Here is a 17902-nt window from a genome sequence, read left to right as displayed (position 1 = left end):
ATATGAATTCTGCGCTTAATTATCGGAAAATTCAATCTCTAATCACAACTTTTTTCTTAGTATAAAAGACTTAAGACTTCTCCATTTTCCCCTTAATATTTTCTAAAACAAAGAACGTGAATAACCCTATCCAGTACATGAATAGGGTTTTAAGTCATATATTAAGTTCTATAAAAGGGGAATTTTACAGTAATTTTTATCTATAATATATAAAAATTTTCAACCAGGCTAAATAGGATGAAGTACCCTATCTATGACTAAATTACGAATTTAAGAAACGATACACAATGTGACATTTTTTTTAATATAAGTGATATACAATGAAAAAGTTGAATCGAGGTCATAAAAATTTATTTCAAGAATATGGATAAAAAATTAGGAGGAAAATATCTTGGTTAACTTATTACTTAAACAATTCTTGAAGGCGGAAATTGAGATCAAACGAAGAATTATGTATAAAAAAGCAAAGGATCTTGGTTTCACCCACCCTATTGTAGTAGATTACAGTCAAGAATTGGATGTCTTACTTAATAGATATTTAAAACAAGCACAAGCTTCCTAATCATAACGAGGCATATAATAGAAGAAAGTATAGATATGATAAAGCCAGGCCATGTTTTATTGGCTGGTTTTATCGGGGATGATACATGCATTCACCTAGCCATTTCTCAGAATGTATAGAGAATGAAAAAGTAGGCGATGTTTTTGATAAGAAAACATTTGGAGGTTGAATGATGCACGTATTCATCTTAACTTTTATGGTTGTTTCCAAAATATTATTGCCACCTCAACATTCAGTAGACCATACATCACCCACACTTTGCACACCAACTGAAATAAATACACTATATCAATACCCAAACAACCAATTTCAATCGTTTCGTGATGAGGACACATTTTATCAGCAGCTTAATCGTGCGATTTATGAGGAATATACCAATGCTTCATTGAATATTCGTCAAAAGATGGCTTTTAAAGATGTAGCAAATGCGACAAAACGTTTTTATTTACAAACAGATGGTAAACAGGAAACAATAGACCTCTCTCAACATACTTTTATTCATCCCAATCGACAAGTTTATTTTTTAGCATCCTTTCAGCACAATACCGATGAATCCTATCGCAAATTTCTTGTCATCGACGCTGAAACACAAGAAGTAATACTGGGACATTCGCTTTTTCAAGAAAGTTCCAAGCACCTTTAATTCATTGTATGCACACCATGTAGATTCTAGTAGTCATTTCAAAAAAATAGAAGTAAAAATTTCTTAACAATTAAAAAGCTTGCGATGAATGACGAACATTCATCGCAAGCTTTCTTTACTTAAATTAAGCTAAACTTTTTTGTTGAATGGCTGCTGTGACTTCTTCTATTAATTGCTGTAGTGACTTATCAGTGGAATTTTGCTGACCATGTCTGCGAACAGCTACAGTTTGGTTGGCAACCTCACGATCACCAATAACCACAATATATGGTATTTTTTGCAATTGGGCTTCTCGTATCTTTTTGCCGAGCTTTTCTTGACGGTCATCTAATTGCACACGGATGTCTGCCTGTTGTAAAGCTTCAACAACTTGCTTGGCATAGCCTTGATGTGCCTCAGCTACTCCAATCACTTGGACTTGCTGTGGTGCCAGCCAAGTTGGGAATGCTCCGCCAAAATGCTCGATTAAAATACCTAAGAAGCGATCAATTGAGCCAAACACTGCACGATGGATGACAACAGGTCTCACCCTTTCATTGTGCTCATTAATATACGTTAAATCAAATTTCTCTGGTAGCTGGAAATCAAGCTGAACCGTTGCACATTGATGACTGCGCTGAATCGCATCTTTAATATGGATGTCAATTTTCGGTCCATAAAAAGCCCCGTCCCCTGCATTAATTGTATAGGCAATACCTAAATTGTTTAGGACATTTTCAAGTGCTGCTTCTGCTTGATCCCACAGTGCCAAATCACCCATATAATCATCTGGTCGTGTCGATAATTCAATCGTATACGCAAATCCAAAGACGTTGTACACTTCATCTATAATCTTTAAGGCCAGTGCAATTTCATCCTCAATTTGCTGTGGTGTTGCAAAAATATGGGCATCATCCTGACAAAAAGTTCGTACACGTAACAGACCATTCAAGGCGCCACTAAATTCATGTCGGTGCACTTGCCCAAATTCTGCCATACGTATAGGTAAATCCCGATAGGAATGTAAGGCATTTTTGAAAATCAGCATATGCCCAGGACAGTTCATCGGCTTTAAGGCAAAGCTTTGGTCATCCACCTGTGTGAAATACATATTGTCCTTATAATGATCCCAGTGACCTGACTGCTCCCATAAGCGTTGGTTCATCATCAGCGGTGTTCGTACTTCCCTATAGTCATATTTTGCTTGTAAATGTCGCAAATACGATTCCAGTTCATTGCGTAAAATTTGACCATTGGCTAAATAGAAGGGCATGCCAGGTGCTTCCTCTGAAAACATAAATAACGATAGCTCTTTACCTAGCTTGCGATGATTTCGCTTTTCTGCTTCCTCCAAGAAGATAAAATGATCGCGCAGTTCCTCTTTTGTAGCAAAGGCAACGCCATAAATACGCTGAAGCATTTGATTCTTGCTATCGCCTCGCCAATAAGCGCCTGACACATGCATTAATTTAAAATGCTGTAATTTGCCTGTAGACGGGACATGTGGACCACGACATAAATCATAAAAATCTCCCTGCTCATAAATCGTAACTAGCTCATCTACAGGAATTGCCTCCAACAGCTCTAGCTTTAACGCATCATGGGCGAATAATTGCTTTGCTTCTTCACGTGAAACCTCGCGTCTATGAATCGGGATATTTTCCTGTACAATTTGTTTCATTTTCTTTTCAATTTGCTGTAAATCACTCGGTGTCAGTGTATCAGCAATATCTATATCATAATAAAAGCCATTTTCAATGACTGGTCCTACTCCAAATTGTGCATGTGGATAAAGTCGTTTAATTGCCTGAGCTAATAAATGGGCCGTAGAATGGCGAATGACCTCGATCCCTTCCTTTGAGCTTGCATCGTACAATGTAATTTGTGCATCTTCCATAATCGGGCGCGTCAAATCAATGATGGTTCCGTTAACACTCCCTGCGACTGCCTTTTTACGAAGCTCTGGACGAATCGCTTGTGCAATATCGGTTAGTGTCACACCTTTAGTAAATGCTTGTTGTTGACCATCTGGAAATTGAATGTGAATACGTTGATTTGACATGTTTCTCTACTCCTTTTAGTAATAAAATCAATTACACCTTGGCATAATTGTGTAGATAAAAAAAACACATATCCGCCCCTAAGAAGGGACGAGTATGTGTTGATTACCCGTGGTTCCACCCAAATTCCCACTAGTTTATAAGCTAGTGGCTCATTGATTTTGCTGTAACGCCGCAAAAAACGGTGCAAGTTTCCAAGCACGGCTCCAAGGTAGTAAGATGGGAGTACGACATTAGGAAGCTTGCAGCCAAGGCCCCCCTCTCTATAAATGGTTAATCGCATCTCTTGTCCTTATCATTGCCCATTTCATTTTGTATGAAATTGTTAATTACTATAACGAATAGTGAATTCTTTGTCAAACACTAAAAAAGAAAAAAATTTAGCGACGGACTTGCAATGGGCGTTCTGGACGTTGAACACAATAGTGACAATGCGGGTCATCACATGCCTCCTCTTGCCACTCATTACACATCGCACAAAAATAACTATCAAACGTGTCATCATAGATGATGGAATTTTGACAACTCGGGCATTGTTGATTTTTTTGAATCGTACCGATGATTTCTAGCCCATCAATAATCACTATATCTTCGCGCTGTTCAATTCGCATTTTATTATTATCTCCTAATGATTTTTCACTTCTAAGGTCTCATCTTCAGATTGCCATTCTACATGGATCATTGGCTTTGTTTCTCGTTTAAAGATTTTCTCACTTTCTTTTTTTGTGAAGGAATAATAGCCATCTTTATTTAACTGAACATCACTTAAATTTTGGGATTCTTTTGTCCCCTCAATTGTAATTTCTAAAGGCCCCAAATCATCATCATCTCCCAGATAAAATAAGCGTAAGCCCACCTCACCATTACTATGATAGATGGCTTTCCAATGCTCACTTTTGGCGATATAATGTATCTCCTGCTTGGGAATTTGACAAGCTGTCAATAGGATGATGAGGGCAAGTGGAAACATCCATTTTTTCATTAAATATCCCCCTAACCTTGTATGGTGATAGCCCACCCTGTCGGCTTTTCTTCAAAGGCATCCTCGTATTCTGTAAAAACAAAATGAAGTCCACTTAAATCATCTGGCAAGGGTGGTGTCACCACATACGTACTGCTTTCATGTCCATTTGAGCCACCTGTACCTTTACTTCGGCATTCATAGGACGCATCAATGTATAGACCAAAATGTTTTCGTTCTAATTTTTGCTGAATCGTTAGCTGAGGTTCTTGCTGCTCATCCCAATCGATTAATAATTGCACTACACTTGCATTGTCATATTGACGAACATAAGAAACCGTATACAAACGCTCTCCCTTTGCTACCGTTTTCAATACAGGGATATAGTGACGGAAGCCTGAAGGTTCTACCTTTGAAGTATAGTATTTTTCTGATTTAATCAACTGGAAGAACAACGCTAAAAAAGTATCATCGAAACCATATTGCTGTGCCCATTTCGAAATGGTATCATCCGAAGGCAAGCCTGGAGTAAGAGCAGTTTGCTCTTTTCGTTGCTGCAAAAGTGCACATATTTGCTCATCTATTGTGACAAGCCTTGAATCATTGTATTTGCTATGTTGTTCGGACATCTATATCCTCCTTCCTCCTGCAAGTCCTTCTTCTTTCTATACGTTATTTTCCGCAATTGGTTCCATAAACAGCCTATTTTTACTTGTAAATACCAAAAAAGCTATCCAATACATTGGATAGCTAGTTCGCTAGCATATCATTGTGCCAGCTAGTCGAGTCTGATAATTGATATGTAACCATATTGGCTGTCACAGCGAGAATAACACCCGCTCGGGACATATGAGAGGTATTTGGCTTTTCTAATACAAGGACCACGTAGCCCTCTCCACGTCCTTGCTCGTCAAGCGCATTTGTCGCGTTGATTTCAAAGGTGGAATACGTTTGCTCATTCGTTGCATACAGAAGTCGTTCTTCATCATACACGCCATGTTCTTTTAAATTATAGCTGACAGGCATCCACCCTTCAGACCATTCAATACTGCCTATCATTTCTCGTTTCCTTCTGGCAAGACGTCCAATGGAATACCTAAAATATATCTTCATAATCGCTTGATTGTCTTCATTTTTTCCTTCACAAGTGGCTGTCACTTCAAGCATAATATCATTTTTTAAAAGCTTTTTCATAAACACTAATGTCACAGTGATAACACAGATAAATAGTACTATACCCAAGATGATAAATGCCATTAGGTCCCTCCTAGTATCACAATTGCTGTTAATACAATATTACCATGTTCTAGGAGGGATAGGAGCTTTTCACCAAACAATCTTAGAAATTGACACAGGCATAAAGGATAAGACAAAAAGTGATTATTTGTTGGCTTGAAGCTCAACTGTAAGCGTAAAAGGTATTTTTAAGTATTCATAGTGTATCGTTACTTTCTGGTTGTTAGATGCTAGAACTTGTACTGCATAATGCTGTGGCTGCTCGCCAATAGCTTGTTGATTTATGTATCTTTGAGGTACGATCGTTCGCTGTGCTAATTTATGAAAAGATAGTTGATCATTTCCCTCTAGCTTTGTTTCCGCCTCAAAAGGTTCTGACATACTTATTACAAGCTTCGTGTTATCAGGACGCTGATCATTCACCAGTATTTGCTTTAGCTTAATTTCACGCAGCCCTGTATTTTCAAGTGCGATGATTTTGATTGCTTCATTGCCTTGTTTGCTGCTATAGCTTTGAATAACAAGTGGTGGATTGCTCTTGAGATAAATCATAAAGATTGCCCCGACCACTAGCACACTCAGTACTAAAATAAATAGTATTTTTTTCATACTTTCCCTCTCTTTCCTCCCAACTAGTATAACAAAAACAACCTGACTTATTGACAGTCAAGTTGTTTTTGTAACCGTAATTCATCTCGTATTGGAATACCATCATTACCAATGAGTGGGATAGAAGGCTTATAGGCTCTTGCTTTTTCCACTGCATTACGCAGTATTTCTATTAAACAATAGCCTCGTTTTTGATAGAATTTCAATGCATGTAAATTATCGTTTGTTGTAATAAGTGATATGCTTGTACAGTCCTGCTCCATTGCTGCTTGTTCTACCGCTTTCACAAGAGCAGAACCAATACCTTTCCCCTCAACCGTACTATCTAACGAAATGATTTCACAGTCCTCTTCCCGCATGATATAGGTGATTAAACCGATCATCATTTGTTGCTCATTCATAAAAGCAAAGCCCGCTAATTCACTACAATCATAAATGCCACTGGAAATGACCATCTCTGTCGTACCCCAATGTTCCTGAAAAAATTCGCTTACAGTTCGTTTTGGTAGTTGATGTATGGCAATAATCGTCATTTTATAAACTCCTTCTTAAATGGAAATATGAAAAACCCCTGCAATCGCTTTTTGTATGCCTAAAAATACAGCCCAGGATAGCACACCAAGTCCAATAGCTAGTACAATATGTACAGAGGATTTCATCGCCATGTAAATCACAAATAGCATGCACATCGTTGCGGGCAAGCCAACGATAACGCCTACCGTAAAGCGTTGAATATGCTCACTCGACTCACTTTGCACTGTCAGCCAAATAATGCTTAAAATACTCACCAATGGCAACGCAGCAATAATGCCTCCATAGGTAGGGAACCGTCGTGCAACCTCCGTCACAACGCCAATGATGGCTGCTGAACTCAAAATTTTAAAGAATGTATACATTATTTTGCCACCTCACTTAGACGTCGAAACGCCTGTAGAATGGCTTGCTGTTCCTGCTCAGTTAGCTGATTAAGTGCATGCTGTAGCTTATCATCATCTAGCTCCGAGTTTTTCTTCAACACTTGTAGCCCTTCTGCTGTCAAATGTAGCATGACCTTACGCTGGTCGTCACTTGCACGCTCCTTCATCACCCAGCCATGACGCTCTAGCTTTTTCACATGCTCTGATGCCGTATTAGGAGAAATATTTAGTAACCCTGCTATATCACGCACCGTCACTTCCTCTTCCTTTTGTATCATTTGCAAAATACGCACACTCTGATGGGAAATAACATCTTCATGGGTTGTATGTAGATGATAGAATATCGTTGTAAAATAATCATTTATATCTTTAATCATTGTAATAACCCCTTTAATATATCGTTCAAAACGATTATATCGTATACAACGATATATTAAAAGTGACCTCGTTAAAGTTTTTATTTTCAGATATTTTTCTTCAGTAAGCTTAGCATCTGATAGCCATCTGAGGGTAAACCTGCATAGGGCTTATACCATTTTGGATAAATTAGCGGGACTGCTGTTGCAAGAAATTGAAAAGTATTCAAATAAAAAAGGCTATTGAAAAAATAGTGTATCCCTGCATAAGCAGCAAAATAACGGGCTAGATAGCTGGCAAAAAGTAATACTGCTAAAGTCATGATAGGACCACCCGCTATAAATCCGAGCGACTGCTTGCGCGTTAAGCTACTCCCTTTTTGTGGGGTACAGAAGCCAAACAATCCCCATCGAATATGTAAATGTATACGACCTATACGCAAGTTTTCAGGAAGATTTTTTGCACCTAAATAAACATGGGCTCGTTCCTTTGAACATACTATAACACCCAATGCATGCCCAATTTCATGCAGCAGCGTAGAGATTGGTATGCCTACTACATATAAAAGCATAAAGGATAGAATGGACATTACTACTCACCCCCTCCCAAAAATTCTATCTATTTTCATAAACATCTATCTTTCTGCGCTTCTCGCTAAATAGTATCAATGGGTACTTGTGAACACTTACGTTCTACAGTATTATTACTCTATTCTGAATTTAATTGAGGGCATCCCATGTTATACTTTCTCTATTTTTAGTAGGTGGCACAATCATGGTGCTCGCGCTACTACTTAACCAATCTAAGTATTTATTTTTATCAGGTATTATTACGGCCTTACCGATATTGACGCTCATTAATATGGGCATGCAAATGAAAAATATGAAAGAAGATACCTTTCATGCTGTTCTTCAAAACACAGTATTTGGAGCGGTTGGCATGCTGTTATTTACCGTGCTCGCGTTCCTCCTAACAAGCTGGTTTAAACCAGGCATTTCCGTTATGAGTGCGCTCGCTGTCTATGCCGTATTTATGCTTTCTGGCAAATATATTTTATCCATGTTTGCCTAAAGAAAGGAGCTGCCCTATGACAGCTCCTCATTGATTATTTTCACATAAACTCCCTGCTCAAACCTTTCCAAAGCAGAGACATTCATTGCTTTGACATAGTTAGATACCTCGCTCGCCTTCCATAGTCGCTGTTGATGATAGATAGCTGGATCGATGAGTCGCACTTTATTGCGAAAATGAATGTCATGATTCTCTTGTTCTTCTCTTACCTCTACATTTTCATGTAATTGTTGTAAAAGAGCTTGAACGTCTCGATCATGTGAAGCCTTCATCTGCTGCAATACCTCATGATCAGTCTTTAGGAAATCTTCAAGCGTTAGAATTTGTTTTGCTAGCGACAGTTTTAATACATTCGCTAACGAACTTGTCGCATAGATATTTAAAGGGTGCAAGAAAAAATCTAACACTTCCTGATAATAAATTTTTACAAACCATTCTGCACGCTCAATCGTTTTAACACACAATTTTCCCTGAAAAACGAATAAGTCCTGTAAAAATTTTTGGATATCTTCAAGGGCTAAATTTCCATAAAAATACATATCTCTTAATGTATAATCTATACGATCCGCACACAATGCTGGAGCAGGTTGTTCAAGTAACGACCATCTGGATGTATCTAGTATGTTCTCTACCTCGTAGCCATATTTTTCAAGAATCGCAGGTATTGAAGACTGTTTGATAACATCCATGAATATCGCTTCATGGTAATCTTCCGCCTCATTTTCAAGGACCACATCCACCACATGGGAAAAAGCGGTATGGGACACATCATGTAATAAGCCTGCCACCTGCTCCTGCAATGAACCGCCAAGCTGTCTAATAAGCAGCATGACACCTACAGAATGCTCAAATCTTGAAATAGTCCACTTGCTATTTACTAGAAAGCCTGCCCCAGCCTGATGAATTTCCTTTAAGCGTTGAACTGGCTTACTTACAATCAATTCCTCTAACAAACCATCTATCTCGAACTCCCCATATAAGGGGTCACTAATCAGCATTTATATTCTTCCGACTAATCACAAAGACTCCACCACAATGCGATAGTGGGTAAAATGTTAACTCACAAATTTCCTGTAAGGCAACCTTTAGCTCCTCATGGACAAAGTAAAATTCATCCTCATCCCAGTATCCCTCGCTATCTTGACGACATTGCTCCAGCTGCTCTCTTGTCTGGAAAGCTACATCGCCAATTAAAATTTTCCCTGTTGGTGATAGGTGCTGTAATAATTGTGTGATATACAAAGCCTTTTGCTCATCTGTAAAATGATGGAGCGCATACGTACTAATAATCGCATCATAGGGCTGCTGTAATAGCTCCTGTGGCAAGCCATTCATTAAATCCCACTCCATTAAGTGAGCCTCTGGCATTTTTTCCTTGGCAATGGCAATCATGTTCGCAGAAAAATCAAAGCCATAAATCGAATGCCCCTGTTCATAAAGCTTTGCCGTTAATACCCCTGTTCCAAAGCCAATATCTAAAACAGTGGAAGCCGGAACAGCCATCACTTCATTGAAAATTTTATTTAAAATCTCTTTATAGCCTGCAAATGGGTATTGATACTTTTCCTCACTGTGTTGTACCGTTTGGTCGTATCCATCGGCCCATAAATCAAAACCTTCTTTATTTAATAGCATAGCGCCTCCTACAATGTATAAATTCTCCAAGCATTCATTAATTTACGTTCAGTCATCTGTTTCATCATAAATCCCCCTTCATTAACCAATTCAGTCCATTATACCAATTTATTACCTTTCCAACAATTCAGAAAATAAACAGTGCATTATCAATTTTCAAATTTTCATAAGCTGTTATAATATCAATATGTATAAAAATTACAATAAACATTCTGGATAATATTTTATTATAAATTACCAAAATATTACCACATTCAACTTTTTACGATATTATAATACTGGGTAGTTAAAATATAAAAGGAGATGACTTAATGCAAGGTACAAACAAAAAGGCGTTGTTATGGATTAGCATTATAATGAGCTTAATGTCCATTTTCTTTGCATCTTTTGGTTCTAACAAATTTGGAGCCCCATTCCCCTTTATAAGTTACATCGGTGAGAATGAGTTATCATCCGCAATTGCTCTATTTACTAAAAATGGCATTACTCAAATTAACTTTAATATACTTTATTTCTTTATAAATGTTACACTAATTTACTTTATTCTTTTTTATGGTAGAAATATAATTAGTTCATTAAAATTAATTAAACAATCCTAATTCTTATACATCAAGATTACAAAAATTAGCCTAACAAAAGAAAAATAAATAGTGTCTTACATATAATGAAGATGGAAATGTTGATTATAGACAAACAATTTCGTCTAATAAATTTGCATGAACCTTTGCATCTTATCCCATTGTAAAGGGAGTAAATTTCAAAACAATTCAAGAGCAATTAGGGCAATCACATGTTACTATATCTATAGACACTTATAATTTTTAACAAATTAATGTAAATTGGTTGTCTGTTTAATTCAACCAATTATAAAACCCATATAAATCAACGTTTCCTTTAAAAGAGGGATCTAAATGATCGCATTCATTTATAATGCTCATTAGTGGTTATATAGGATTTTATGAAGTTTTTAAGGGTTGATTATTCCTTGTGAGAACGCTTTTAATATATTTTTTTTACTTGTTATAGATTGTTTAAACTTATTTCAAAAGGTTAAGTTGGTCGCTACTTATTATAGAGACTGATCAAAAGGATTTAGCCAATGAAAGACCCGAACTATATTACAAAACTCTAATAAGTGTTTTGTAATAGTTCGGGTTTTGTTAGTTATTATTCAATTCTTTTCATCCTTTGATGTAATAAGCCATCCGTACTGTTATTTTCACCATAGTTAAAATCTTTCATGTAGTAATTCAAATATTTCCCATAATCACTTTGCTTATTTATTAATAATTCATCGACATAATAAACACCTAAAGGAATATTATCTAAGATTAAACTCGCAGTTCCAGCATATATTCCACAGGCAACTTGAAAGTAAGTCGCGCTAGTTTTATATTTCGGGTATATATCGCTACTTTTCATTGAATTATACATATAAATTTCCTTATCATTGTATACTAATAGAACACCGACAAGATCCTCTCCCTCAACCTCTCCATCAGATGGATCAATAAGTTTTTGTTTCCAATTCCAAAGATCATCTACATTACCTAGATTTTTTCTAATTAATTCTGTTGTATATTCATTGACTCGATAGATAAATCCTATTTCAAAATCATATTTTTCACCTAAAGTTAGCACTTCTTCATGAGGCATAAGACACCCATAAAATTCCTTTTCTCCTAATTTCACCTTAAATTCAGTAGCATAAACATCATCGTATAAATAAAGTGGTAAATGATGTTGGACAAACATTGGATAGCTTAAAATTGCTTCATCCAGAAAACATTCTACAGACCAAGTAGAATAAATAGTTTTAGGTAGTATAAGGTTTTTGTCTTTATAAAAAGAACTGTCATGCTCAATAATGTAACAAGCTAGTGGTATATTATTAGAATTTTCCTCCAATAATTTAATTGCCATCCATTGAACGACCCCAGGGTTCATACCAGAGCCAATAATCGCCCTTGTATTATTAAGTGTTTCTTTCTTATCTTCAAATCGATAATAGCGTTCAGTCAACGGGAAACCATATAAACTCTCATCAAGATCAACCGCAGTGTTTTCTAAAGCAGAGTTAATATAATGAACTCCAAGTTTATTACAGCATTCTAACATTTCAATTGTATCAGCCCATGATACATCAATAACTAATTTAGTGTTTGTTGATTGTAAATGTTCAGTAAATTTGGCTGTATCACTTAAATCAAATTGTAAGAGGGTTATTTTATCTATTAAATTTGGTAACAATGAATGATAATAATCTATTTTCTTTTGATCGATATCTATTAAAAAAAGCTTTGATTTTGTAATAACATGATGGATAGGATCATTTTTATCTTTAACGCTATGATTTAGAATTGATAGGATTGACTTTGCAACACCACCCTTACTTCCAAGGATAGTGATAGAGTATTGGTTAAGTTGTTGTTCCACAGCAAAACATCCTTTTCTTGTAATTAACATAACTTATGAATTTTCGTATGAGTATGCTTGTATGAAACAACTAATTTCAATAAATAATTAACATATGTACATTATGAAGGGTTAAATGTCTTACTTAATGAATTACCTATCTAATTATATGTAATTAACGTTTAAAAATTATTTAGCTTAAACCAACTTTCCATTGCTGGAGGTTTATCGACGTATAAATTTTTTTATTTTAACGATAGTAACTTCTGAACCGCCCTAAGATGCATTTGGCCTAAGCTATCGCAATAATACGATTAAATGAAAAACAAAAGACCACACAGAATATCAAAATTTTTGTGTAGTCCTTAATTCTAGGTAATTTTTTCTCTCATACTCTTTATATATTTATATAATTTCAAACTGTATATTTGGATATAAATAACTTTAATGGAATTAAAAATAAAAATATCGTTTTTTCTAATTCAGAATCAAGGAGTATGAATAGTTTTTATATGTTGGAGATTATAGTAGATGCTATCCTTAGCTGTTCGAAATTCGATGATTGATCCTTTTACTTCAGTTATTACACCTGTAAAATTATTTTTTTCATTTATGTTTAATACTGCAAGTTTATTTCTTAAATTTTCAATTTGTGCCTCAAAAGTTTTTGGGAAATTTTCATTACATGCATTGATTAATAATTCTTCGTCAGATAATTGATACGGTTTCTGATTAAGACTATAAGGTACTATTGTTTTTATATGTTTGATGGGGATATACATTTTTTTATAAATGGGAGATTGGAATACAATATAATCATCTAGAATACTGGAGATATAACCATGTAACGGCTGATTATTTAACACTTGAATTTCTAAAAATGTCCCTAAAGATTTTGTAAGAACTTTTGCAAAAGTCATTTTTTCATTTGTATCGTTAAATATTTTATCCTGTGTTATAGATGATGGTATTTTGAGACCATCCTCGTTATAATAATCTATTTTTATCTCATGAATATGATTAACAGGAATATAAAAAAATTCTTTACCGTTAAATAAAACAACCAACTCACTACTGTTATCAATAATTATTCCTTTGAGTATTTTTTTCCCTGTTAATTCTAATTTAACAATTTCTTTATCAAAATCTTGAATCAAATTCTTCAATGTCTCCCCTCCTCTATTCAAATATTAAAGTGACCCATAAATATAGACTAATTAAGCTTACAATTAACCCAATAGGAATAACAAGTATTGTAACTTTCAGATAATTCCCCCAAGTAATTAGGATTCCATGTCTTTTTAAAATAAACATCCAAATGAGAGTTGCTAAAGTGCCAATAGGTGTTAATAGGGCGCCAATATCACTTCCAATTACATTTGCTAAATAAGCGACTTGTAAGAATAAAGGATCGAGTCCCATTTCCATAATGGACAATGTACCGATCATCACTGTGGGAAGATTGTTAAAAATATTTGACAAAAATGTAGATAATAGACCCATAATCATGGCTGCGTTCAAAATATCATGTTCTACTGAGGTCTTAAAAGTTTTTATGATAATATCATTCAATCCTACATTTTTAAGACCATATACAAGCACATACATATTGAATGCGAATAAAAAAATATACCAAGGCGAATTTTTTATGATATCTGAAAGTCCCGTTTTCATTCTTAGCCATCTAACTGCGATTAAAATTGCTGCACCAAGCAAACCAATAAATTCTATTGGAATACCTATTGGAGATAGTGCAAAGAAGCTTGCCCTCGTTGCAACAACAATAATTAAGCATACCTTAAACATTTTCCAATCTATCTCCACATAATCTGTGCGAATATCCAGCGGGTGTGAATACAAAAGCTGTTCATTTGTATTCACATTGATTGGGATAGATTTAGTTCTTTTTGGGATTGATCTTTTAAAATAAAAATATAACAAAAACGTAATAGTAAAGATTCCAATCATTGATGGAACAAATACCATTTCTACGTAACTATTCAAACTCAGCCCAACAATTTCTAATGCAATCAGATTAGAAATATTACTTACCGCAATAGGTGCGCTGGCGGCCGTAGCTATAAGTGCTCCTGAAATTAAATACGCAAAAGCTTGATGGGGTTTAAAGCGAAGGAGCTTGACTATGTGTATAATTATTGGCGTTGTAATTAATATACTTCCATCATTATTAAAAAGCATTGTCATTAAAAAGCATAGTAAAATAATATATATATAAAGTCTGACACCTGATTCCTTTGATTTAATGACGATATTATACGCAATCCAACGAAAGAAACCTATACTTTCAAGAACGATTGACATCATAATTGTAGAAAGTATTGTCAGTGATGGACCACTGACAATACCCAATATCCCTAGGACATCATTCCATGATACAATACCCGTTATCAACACAATTACTGCACCGATAGTTGTTGGAATAGTTTCGTTTATTCCAAATGGCCTCCACAGCATGAATATAATAGTAAAAATAAATACAACCAACATGATTGTAATTGAACTATCCCACATTCACATCAGCCGCCTTATGTTTAGTAATAGTTGATGTGGTAGAATTTATTGTTATTTCCGTGGTACGATCTTCAGGTGACACAATAAACAATTTATAAAATAATCCACCAACGATAGAGAAGTAAAGGAGCATAACCACAATCCTTCCTCCTTTCTTTAGCTAGACTCTGTATAAAAAATATTATCTTTTTCGATTTCTTGCATTTCTTCCCTTATTATTGGCTGTATTATTGTTGTTCACTGTATTATTGTTGTTCATTGTATCATTGTTGGCATTATCTTTATTACCTTCACTTTTCTCTTCCTCAGCTTTTTACTAGTTCCTAAACTAATATTACGAACGTGATACATGGCAAGTCGGACAATTTCATCTTTTGCAAAAACGGTAATATAATCATCTGTGACCTCTTCCATTATTCCCTCTAGCATTTCTGGTCCACCACGATTTACTTTAACCCAATGGTGAAGAAAATTACTAACAACTGTTTTGAAATTATTTGGGAGTAAGTAGGAATCATCTTCTGGATCTTCAACATTAAATTCCATCCCATCTCTTGAATTAACCGTAATACTTTTTATGTGCTGCGTTTTATAATAAACCATACCGTCTTTTTCTGTTAGTAAAACAAAATGATCGTCTCCAGCATGCAGTAACTTTCCAATTCGTGATTCAGGACCTCCCCGATCCACCCTCACAACTTTATCAACTAAGGAAATAAGCAGATTTCTATTCATTCTTTCAGCCTCCTATTTTTATTGTCTTGCTATCTATATGTGTACTTGCATAATTAACCTATTGAAAATGCCTATTTAGGTAAAAATATACTTTTTACTTTCTTACACCTCTTCTTACATAGGTAAAGTCACAATTACCGTTATAAATGAATTATTTATTATTGAGACAGACGATAAATAATTTCGTCTGTTTTTATTTTCTTTTCATATGTACTTTCTATATATTATAATGTAAACTATTATCTCGATTTGTAAAAATTAATTAAATAAGGTGAATAATGTAATGAGGTTTCTCGGTAAAAGTATTCGTTTTGTTGCAATACCTATAATGGTTATAGTGGCATTTTGTTTGTGGATTGGTTTCTTTTGGGAGCCAGCATGGTACGTTCCAGGAGTTTTCTTTGGTTTTATGATTCTGGTATTTATTATTCTTAACGTTTATACTTGTATACTATCTTTCATTAAATTTAAGAAAAATTATAGTACGAACTCGCAGTATACTCGAAAAAAGTATTTAACAACATTTATTTCTATTACTGTTTTAATATTTATAATTGTCAGCTCAGTTATAATATAAAAATACTTACGATAAGTTAAGTCGTTCCTGTCGAGACTATTCCTAGTAATTACATATTAACTTTAGAAAACATCGATATTGAAAATAATTCAGTAGGACAAGATTTTGATTTAGAAGCTGTTATCGATCATAAAGAATCCACTTTATTCAATGGTTCTCAAATTATGCTGGATGGTGCTTACACTCCCTCTTTCATACGTTTTCAATTATAGGCAATCGAAAAAGATTCAATCCCCGAAGTCGGCTTGATTGATGAGGAATTTACTATACAAAAAATGATGATGGATGGACAATTTTATTTACAGGTATTTGTAGAGGAAAACAGAGGTTGTTATACTGGAAATGTAGCTACTGTAAAATTCTATTTTGATATAAAACGAGAGGTTGAATCAAGCGAAGTTTGGTCACATATTTTTAATTGACACAAAAAATACCCAGGCTCGAGTGGTAACCTGCTTTTGGGAAGATGGAACAGAAATGGACTTATTATATAACAACAATTTCGGTTATCCTGTACTTCCCAACTCGTTATCCAGAACATGGTCAAAGTTTGTGATAAATTTGCATGACTTTCGCATCTTATGCCAATGTAAAGGGAGTAATTTCAAAACAATTCAAGAGCAATTAGGGCAATCACATGTTACTATATCTATAGACACTTATAATTTTTAACAAATTAATGTAAATTGGTCGCCTGTTTAGTTCAACCTATTATAAAACCTCATGTAAAACCCATATAAATCAACGTTTTCTTTAAAGGAGGGATCTAAATGATCGCATTCACTTGTAATGCATGCTCTAGAACGACTTCTTTAGGTCAAAGAGGTCAAGATTAAGTTATAAACTAACAGAAATTGAATGATCTCTTTAGGCCAAAAAGTAATCAAATAGCCTAATAAACAGGAGAGATTTCAAATGGAACAACAAACAATTCAGCCGTTTTTAACGGTTGCCAACTATCATTTACTAGAACAGCAATTAAATAAAATTTTACATGCACTGACAACAACAAAGGATAAAAACGTTATCCTAGCAGTACGTGGCCTTGTTGATACGGAGGTAACGACAAAATTAGCATTATCAGCAGCAGAAACAGAGCTGATTGACCAGCTTTTTGCTGTCACAGATCGTGCACAAGGTGATGCATTTTTAGAGCAATTAAAACCATATGTCATCCCGTTCAAGCCGGTGACCGCTAGTACGCTTAAAGCCTTATTTAAAAAGGAAAAGAAGCTCAAGCTACCAAATCTAGAAGCACTCGATTTTCAGCAAATTTGTTATCTTGCTTGGGATGATGCTGGCACACATCGAAAATATGTTGTCCTTGAGCAAAATGGGCAGCTAAAAGGGATCAAAGGGATATTTGCCAATAACACGGTTCGCGGCATTTGCGCTATCTGTAATCGCCATTCAGATGTAGGCTTATTTACTACGTCCATTAAAGGACAGGTGGTTGGCACGTTTACCAACCACAGTAATTACATTTGTGCAGATAGTCAAACATGCAATGAACATGTTACGGATATGAACAGAACACTGGAATTTTTCGAGCGTATTACACAAAAATAAATGAACGAAGGCAGAAATGTTGTGCAAACAACATTTCTGCCTTT

Annotated in this window: 22 protein-coding genes; 5 read left to right on the top strand and 17 right to left on the bottom strand. The window is 35.1% G+C overall.

Annotated elements, in window-relative coordinates; genetic code table 11:
• Nucleotides 1-391: 391 nt before the first annotated feature.
• Together LBYS11_RS10245 and LBYS11_RS10240 are read left to right on the top strand one after the other, a co-directional pair.
• The gene (locus tag LBYS11_RS10245) at nucleotides 392-562 is read left to right on the top strand and encodes an aspartyl-phosphate phosphatase Spo0E family protein (protein WP_004230265.1); all 171 of its coding nucleotides are present in this window, start codon (nucleotides 392-394) and stop codon (nucleotides 560-562) included.
• A gap of 172 nt (nucleotides 563-734) precedes the next feature.
• Entirely contained in the window at nucleotides 735-1205 is a 471-nt protein-coding gene (locus LBYS11_RS10240) for a hypothetical protein (protein WP_048394519.1), read from the top strand.
• 124 nt (nucleotides 1206-1329) lie between these two features.
• Here LBYS11_RS10240 and thrS read toward each other — a convergent pair whose 3' ends face one another.
• The 10 genes from thrS to LBYS11_RS10190 form a co-directional block, all read right to left on the bottom strand.
• Entirely contained in the window at nucleotides 1330-3246 is a 1917-nt protein-coding gene (gene thrS / locus LBYS11_RS10235) for a threonine--tRNA ligase (RefSeq protein WP_103118045.1), read from the bottom strand.
• Between the two features lie 378 nt (nucleotides 3247-3624).
• Complete coding sequence (locus tag LBYS11_RS10230) at nucleotides 3625-3855, bottom strand: hypothetical protein (RefSeq protein WP_048394522.1); 231 nt, start codon at nucleotides 3853-3855, stop codon at nucleotides 3625-3627.
• A 14-nt stretch (nucleotides 3856-3869) separates the two neighbouring features.
• Nucleotides 3870-4226, bottom strand: a complete 357-nt coding sequence (locus tag LBYS11_RS10225; protein ID WP_103118044.1) for a hypothetical protein — start codon at nucleotides 4224-4226, stop codon at nucleotides 3870-3872.
• Between the two features lie 11 nt (nucleotides 4227-4237).
• Complete coding sequence (locus LBYS11_RS10220; protein WP_103118043.1) at nucleotides 4238-4834, bottom strand: hypothetical protein; 597 nt, start codon at nucleotides 4832-4834, stop codon at nucleotides 4238-4240.
• Nucleotides 4835-4955: 121 nt separating this feature from the next.
• Nucleotides 4956-5462, bottom strand: coding sequence for a hypothetical protein (locus LBYS11_RS10215; protein ID WP_054549270.1), 507 nt, complete (start codon nucleotides 5460-5462; stop codon nucleotides 4956-4958).
• Between the two features lie 123 nt (nucleotides 5463-5585).
• Nucleotides 5586-6050, bottom strand: coding sequence for a hypothetical protein (locus LBYS11_RS10210; RefSeq protein WP_054549271.1), 465 nt, complete (start codon nucleotides 6048-6050; stop codon nucleotides 5586-5588).
• 47 nt (nucleotides 6051-6097) lie between these two features.
• Complete coding sequence (locus tag LBYS11_RS10205) at nucleotides 6098-6583, bottom strand: GNAT family N-acetyltransferase (protein ID WP_103118042.1); 486 nt, start codon at nucleotides 6581-6583, stop codon at nucleotides 6098-6100.
• Between the two features lie 15 nt (nucleotides 6584-6598).
• A complete protein-coding gene (locus tag LBYS11_RS10200) occupies nucleotides 6599-6946 on the bottom strand; it encodes a DUF3147 family protein (RefSeq protein WP_016993931.1) in 348 nt (115 codons plus the stop codon).
• Complete coding sequence (locus LBYS11_RS10195; protein WP_036219134.1) at nucleotides 6946-7344, bottom strand: MarR family winged helix-turn-helix transcriptional regulator; 399 nt, start codon at nucleotides 7342-7344, stop codon at nucleotides 6946-6948. The genes LBYS11_RS10200 and LBYS11_RS10195 overlap by 1 nt, the downstream gene beginning before the upstream one ends.
• Before the next feature lie 86 nt (nucleotides 7345-7430).
• Nucleotides 7431-7913, bottom strand: a complete 483-nt coding sequence (locus tag LBYS11_RS10190) for a hypothetical protein (RefSeq protein WP_103118041.1) — start codon at nucleotides 7911-7913, stop codon at nucleotides 7431-7433.
• Between the two features lie 185 nt (nucleotides 7914-8098).
• Between LBYS11_RS10190 and LBYS11_RS10185 the strand changes: the two genes are divergently transcribed.
• Entirely contained in the window at nucleotides 8099-8395 is a 297-nt protein-coding gene (locus LBYS11_RS10185; protein ID WP_103118040.1) for a hypothetical protein, read from the top strand.
• Between the two features lie 14 nt (nucleotides 8396-8409).
• Here LBYS11_RS10185 and LBYS11_RS10180 read toward each other — a convergent pair whose 3' ends face one another.
• From LBYS11_RS10180 to LBYS11_RS10150, 7 genes are all read right to left on the bottom strand, one after another.
• Nucleotides 8410-9393: an HD domain-containing protein gene (locus tag LBYS11_RS10180; RefSeq protein WP_103118039.1), complete on the bottom strand. Its 984-nt coding sequence runs from the start codon at nucleotides 9391-9393 to the stop codon at nucleotides 8410-8412.
• A complete protein-coding gene (locus tag LBYS11_RS10175) occupies nucleotides 9383-10030 on the bottom strand; it encodes a class I SAM-dependent methyltransferase (RefSeq protein ID WP_103118038.1) in 648 nt (215 codons plus the stop codon). Before LBYS11_RS10175 ends, LBYS11_RS10180 begins: the two co-directional genes overlap by 11 nt.
• 1167 nt (nucleotides 10031-11197) lie before the next feature.
• On the bottom strand, nucleotides 11198-12466 hold the full coding sequence (locus tag LBYS11_RS10165) for a saccharopine dehydrogenase NADP-binding domain-containing protein (RefSeq protein WP_103118037.1): 1269 nt from the start codon (nucleotides 12464-12466) through the stop codon (nucleotides 11198-11200).
• 467 nt (nucleotides 12467-12933) lie between these two features.
• Complete coding sequence (locus LBYS11_RS10160; protein ID WP_103118036.1) at nucleotides 12934-13611, bottom strand: DUF2642 domain-containing protein; 678 nt, start codon at nucleotides 13609-13611, stop codon at nucleotides 12934-12936.
• Nucleotides 13612-13624: 13 nt separating this feature from the next.
• Nucleotides 13625-14977, bottom strand: a complete 1353-nt coding sequence (locus LBYS11_RS10155) for an arsenic transporter (protein WP_103118035.1) — start codon at nucleotides 14975-14977, stop codon at nucleotides 13625-13627.
• Nucleotides 14967-15116, bottom strand: a complete 150-nt coding sequence (locus LBYS11_RS23065; RefSeq protein ID WP_158651947.1) for a hypothetical protein — start codon at nucleotides 15114-15116, stop codon at nucleotides 14967-14969. Before LBYS11_RS23065 ends, LBYS11_RS10155 begins: the two co-directional genes overlap by 11 nt.
• A 116-nt stretch (nucleotides 15117-15232) precedes the next feature.
• Entirely contained in the window at nucleotides 15233-15712 is a 480-nt protein-coding gene (locus LBYS11_RS10150) for a hypothetical protein (RefSeq protein WP_199768311.1), read from the bottom strand.
• Between the two features lie 822 nt (nucleotides 15713-16534).
• Here LBYS11_RS10150 and LBYS11_RS23600 point away from each other — a divergent pair.
• Together LBYS11_RS23600 and LBYS11_RS10140 are read left to right on the top strand one after the other, a co-directional pair.
• Nucleotides 16535-16711 carry a hypothetical protein gene (locus LBYS11_RS23600; RefSeq protein WP_233732686.1) on the top strand — a complete coding sequence of 59 codons (177 nt, stop codon included), beginning with the start codon at nucleotides 16535-16537 and terminating at the stop codon, nucleotides 16709-16711.
• A gap of 493 nt (nucleotides 16712-17204) precedes the next feature.
• Nucleotides 17205-17858, top strand: coding sequence for a FusB/FusC family EF-G-binding protein (locus LBYS11_RS10140; protein WP_103118033.1), 654 nt, complete (start codon nucleotides 17205-17207; stop codon nucleotides 17856-17858).
• Nucleotides 17859-17902: the final 44 nt, after the last annotated feature.

The organism is Lysinibacillus sp. YS11 (assembly GCF_002896375.1).
GTDB classification, from domain to species: Bacteria; Bacillota; Bacilli; order Bacillales_A; family Planococcaceae; genus Lysinibacillus; species Lysinibacillus capsici.
This window is presented reverse-complemented; position numbering and strand designations above follow the sequence as displayed.

What these genes read in the sequence shown, in the direction of transcription:
- LBYS11_RS10215 (WP_054549270.1), bottom strand. Translation starts at nt 5,462, where the DNA reads ATGGCATTTATCATCTTGGGTATAGTACTATTTATCTGTGTTATCACT.
- LBYS11_RS10225 (WP_103118044.1), bottom strand. Translation starts at nt 4,226, where the DNA reads ATGAAAAAATGGATGTTTCCACTTGCCCTCATCATCCTATTGACAGCT.
- LBYS11_RS10210 (WP_054549271.1), bottom strand. Translation starts at nt 6,050, where the DNA reads ATGAAAAAAATACTATTTATTTTAGTACTGAGTGTGCTAGTGGTCGGG.
- LBYS11_RS10240 (WP_048394519.1), top strand. Translation starts at nt 735, where the DNA reads ATGCACGTATTCATCTTAACTTTTATGGTTGTTTCCAAAATATTATTG.
- thrS (WP_103118045.1), bottom strand. Translation starts at nt 3,246, where the DNA reads ATGTCAAATCAACGTATTCACATTCAATTTCCAGATGGTCAACAACAA.
- LBYS11_RS10200 (WP_016993931.1), bottom strand. Translation starts at nt 6,946, where the DNA reads ATGTATACATTCTTTAAAATTTTGAGTTCAGCAGCCATCATTGGCGTT.
- LBYS11_RS10155 (WP_103118035.1), bottom strand. Translation starts at nt 14,977, where the DNA reads ATGTGGGATAGTTCAATTACAATCATGTTGGTTGTATTTATTTTTACT.
- LBYS11_RS10220 (WP_103118043.1), bottom strand. Translation starts at nt 4,834, where the DNA reads ATGTCCGAACAACATAGCAAATACAATGATTCAAGGCTTGTCACAATA.
- LBYS11_RS10195 (WP_036219134.1), bottom strand. Translation starts at nt 7,344, where the DNA reads ATGATTAAAGATATAAATGATTATTTTACAACGATATTCTATCATCTA.
- LBYS11_RS10140 (WP_103118033.1), top strand. Translation starts at nt 17,205, where the DNA reads ATGGAACAACAAACAATTCAGCCGTTTTTAACGGTTGCCAACTATCAT.
- LBYS11_RS10175 (WP_103118038.1), bottom strand. Translation starts at nt 10,030, where the DNA reads ATGCTATTAAATAAAGAAGGTTTTGATTTATGGGCCGATGGATACGAC.
- LBYS11_RS10190 (WP_103118041.1), bottom strand. Translation starts at nt 7,913, where the DNA reads ATGTCCATTCTATCCTTTATGCTTTTATATGTAGTAGGCATACCAATC.
- LBYS11_RS10150 (WP_199768311.1), bottom strand. Translation starts at nt 15,712, where the DNA reads ATGAATAGAAATCTGCTTATTTCCTTAGTTGATAAAGTTGTGAGGGTG.
- LBYS11_RS10230 (WP_048394522.1), bottom strand. Translation starts at nt 3,855, where the DNA reads ATGCGAATTGAACAGCGCGAAGATATAGTGATTATTGATGGGCTAGAA.
- LBYS11_RS10185 (WP_103118040.1), top strand. Translation starts at nt 8,099, where the DNA reads ATGGTGCTCGCGCTACTACTTAACCAATCTAAGTATTTATTTTTATCA.
- LBYS11_RS10205 (WP_103118042.1), bottom strand. Translation starts at nt 6,583, where the DNA reads ATGACGATTATTGCCATACATCAACTACCAAAACGAACTGTAAGCGAA.
- LBYS11_RS10180 (WP_103118039.1), bottom strand. Translation starts at nt 9,393, where the DNA reads ATGCTGATTAGTGACCCCTTATATGGGGAGTTCGAGATAGATGGTTTG.